This is a genomic window from Mesorhizobium sp. M7A.T.Ca.US.000.02.2.1, from assembly GCF_003996995.1.
GTDB lineage: Bacteria > Pseudomonadota > Alphaproteobacteria > Rhizobiales > Rhizobiaceae > Mesorhizobium.
This window is the reverse complement of record NZ_RZTT01000574.1, coordinates 1-3000: the sequence shown is the minus strand read 5'-3', so window position 1 is coordinate 3000 and position 3000 is coordinate 1. Positions and strand designations below refer to the sequence as shown.

The following is a 3000-nucleotide window of genomic DNA, read 5'->3' as shown; positions in this document are numbered from 1 at the left end:
GCGCAGGCATGAGCGGCCGTCTCACTGTCATCGGCCTTGGGCCCGGCAATGCCGATCAAGTCACTCCGGAAGCCAGCCGCGCCGTCGCCGAGGCGAAATTCTTTTACGGCTACAAACCGTATCTCGACCGGCTGGAATTGCGCCCGGACCAGACCCGCGTCGCTTCCGACAATCGCGAGGAACTCGCCCGCTCCAAGGACGCATTGGTCAAAGCCGCCGAGGGCCATGACGTCGCTGTCGTTTCCGGCGGCGACCCCGGCGTGTTCGCCATGGCAGCGGCGGTCTGCGAGGCGATCGAGGCCGGCCCGGCCGAATGGCGCGCGGTCGATGTCGCTGTGGTGCCCGGCATCACCGCCATGCTGGCGGTCGCCGCCCGCATCGGCGCGCCGCTCGGCCATGATTTCTGCGCCATCTCGCTGTCCGACAATCTGAAGCCATGGGAGCTGATCGAACTGCGCCTGCTGGCGGCAGCCGGCGCCGGCTTCGTCATCGCGCTCTATAACCCGATCAGCAAGGCGCGCCCCTGGCAGCTCGGCCGCGCCTTCGAATGCCTGACCGCGATCCTGCCTGGTACCACACCGGTGATTTTCGGCCGCGCCGCCGGCCGCCCGGATGAGCGCATCAATGTCTATCTGCTGGCCGATGTCGAGGCTGAGAAGGCCGACATGGCGACCTGCATCATCATCGGCTCGCCGGAGACCCGCATCATCAAGCGCGCGGAGAAGCCGGCGCTGGTCTACACACCGCGCTCGTCCACGGGGCGGACAAAATGATCGACCATCATGGTCAGCGCTTCAACGCTTTCAGCCGCTGGAACATCCGGCAAGACTGGCCGTTGGATCATGACCACCTCGAGGCCAAGCGCCCGCGCTGCGGCGATCTTGCCGTAGGTTGCCGCGCCGCCGCTGTTCTTGGACACGACGACATCGATGCGATGCTCTTCGAGCAGCGTGCGTTCCTCCGCCTCACGAAACGGGCCACGGGCCAGAAGATAGCTCGCATCCGGCACGGCAAGCTTGGGCTCGATCGCGTCGACGCTGCGGACGAGATAATGATGCTGGGGCGCAGCTTCGAAAGCGGCGACCTCTTGCCGGCCCAGCGCGAGGAAAACACGGCGCGGCGCCAGTCCAAGCGCTCGCGCGGCATCGCCGGATCTATCGACCTCAGTCCAGCGGTCGCCTTCGACAGGCTCCCAGCCGGGGCGTCGCAGCGCAAGGATCGGCACACCGGCCACGCGCGCGGCTTGCGCCGCATTGGCGGAGATCCGCGCCGCATAGGGGTGCGTCGCGTCGATCAGCAACTCGGTGCCGTTCTCCCGCAAATAATCGGCCAGCCCATCGGCACCGCCAAAGCCTCCTCTTCGCACCGGCACGCCCTGCGCGACCGGGCTTTCAGTGCGGCCGGCCAGCGACAGCGTGACCGAGGCGCGCGCCGCCAGTTTTCCGGCCAGTTGCCGGGCTTCGGTGGTGCCGCCGAGGATCAGAATACGGTGGGTCATCATGCCTGCTGAAGGTCCGCGCGGTGCCAAGCTCACCCCAAAATGGCTCACCATCGTCGGCATCGGCGAGGACGGTTTAGCGGGTCTCGGCGACGACGCCAAGCAGCGGATTGCCGAGGCGGAGATCATCTTCGGCGGCAAGCGGCACCTGGCGCTGGTCGCTTCCTTCGCCAAGGGCGAGGCGCGCGCCTGGCCAGTTCCTTTCGATGCCGAGATGGCTGACGTGCTGGCGCTTGCCGACAGGCGCGTCTGCGTGCTCGCTTCAGGCGATCCGTTCTTCCACGGCGTCGGCGCCACCCTCGCCCGCAAGGTCAAGCCACAGGAGATGCATGTCATCCCCGCGCCGTCGGCCGTTTCGCTGGCGGCCGCGCGCCTTGGCTGGGCGCTGCAGGACATCGAGACCGTCTCGCTGCACGGCCGGCCGCTCGACCTGATCCGGCCGCTGCTGCAACCATGTGCGCGCATTTTGGCACTGACGTCGGATAGCGATGCGCCGGCGGCAATAGCGCGCCTGCTCACCGAACTCGACTTCGGCGCATCGCGGCTGACGATCCTGGAGGCGCTGGGTGGGCCAAGCGAGGGCCACCGCACGATCCGCGCCGATGCCTTCGATCTCGAAAACATCAATCCACTCAACGTTCTGGCGATCGAAGTTGAATCCGGTCCGGACGCGCGCGTCCTGCCGCTCACATCAGGCCTTGCCGATCATCTGTTCGACCATGACGGCCAGATCACCAAGCGCGAGATGCGCGCGATCACCCTGTCGGCGCTGGCGCCGAAACGCGGCGAGTTGCTGTGGGACATCGGCGCCGGTTCCGGTTCCATCGGCATCGAATGGATGTTGGCCCACCCTTCCATGCGCGCCATTGCCATCGAGGCCGATCCGACCCGCGCCGCCCGCATTGGCCGCAACGCCGCCGCCTGTGGCGTTCCCGGCCTTGTCGTGGTCGAAGGCAGCGCGCCCAAGGCGCTTGCCAGGCTGGACACGCCGGACGCGATCTTCATCGGCGGCGGCGGCAGCGATGCCGGCGTGCTGCATGCTGCCATCAAGGCGCTGCGCCCGGGCGGCCGTCTCGTGGCAAATGCGGTGACGCTGGAGATGGAAGCCTTGCTCCTCGCCCAGCATACCAAGCTCGGCGGCGATCTCAGCCGCATCGCCATCTCTCGCGCATCGCCGGTCGGCGCGATGCAGGCCTGGCGGCCGGCCATGCCAGTGACCCAATGGAGCTGGGTCAAGCCATGATGGTCGCGGGCATCGGCAGCCGAAAAGGCGTGAGCGTCGAAGACGTGCTTGCCGCGATCGAAACCGCGCTGGAGACTCATGGCCTGACGATGACGGCGCTTTCGGCACTGGCGACGACTGAATTCAAACGCAACGAAGGGGCCATTCTCGCTGCCGGCCGTGAACTCAACCTCCCGGTGATAGTGGTGGATGTCGCCGACTCCGAGCCGCCGCTCCCCCGCACCCAACCTCCGCTTCGCTCGGCTGACCATTCCGGGGC

The 3000-nt window shown here is 67.3% G+C and carries 4 protein-coding genes; 3 read left to right on the top strand and 1 reads right to left on the bottom strand.

Annotated elements, in window-relative coordinates; translation table 11 throughout:
- Window positions 1-8: 8 nt before the first annotated feature.
- Window positions 9-773: a precorrin-3B C(17)-methyltransferase gene (locus EOD15_RS31810; protein WP_127322121.1), complete on the top strand. Its 765-nt coding sequence runs from the start codon at window positions 9-11 to the stop codon at window positions 771-773.
- On the opposite strand, the gene EOD15_RS31805 is transcribed toward EOD15_RS31810, so the two are convergent.
- Window positions 737-1498, bottom strand: coding sequence for a cobalt-precorrin-6A reductase (locus EOD15_RS31805; protein ID WP_127322122.1), 762 nt, complete (start codon window positions 1496-1498; stop codon window positions 737-739). The two genes, EOD15_RS31810 and EOD15_RS31805, sit on opposite strands and share 37 nt — an antisense overlap.
- Before the next feature lies 1 nt (window position 1499).
- Here EOD15_RS31805 and cbiE point away from each other — a divergent pair, with 1 nt between their 5' ends.
- Both cbiE and EOD15_RS31795 read left to right on the top strand, forming a co-directional pair.
- Window positions 1500-2741: a precorrin-6y C5,15-methyltransferase (decarboxylating) subunit CbiE gene (gene cbiE / locus EOD15_RS31800; RefSeq protein ID WP_127409184.1), complete on the top strand. Its 1242-nt coding sequence runs from the start codon at window positions 1500-1502 to the stop codon at window positions 2739-2741.
- Window positions 2738-3000: cobalamin biosynthesis protein (locus EOD15_RS31795; RefSeq protein WP_148129739.1), on the top strand; the 263-nt coding region annotated here is incomplete at its 3' end. The genes cbiE and EOD15_RS31795, both read left to right, overlap by 4 nt.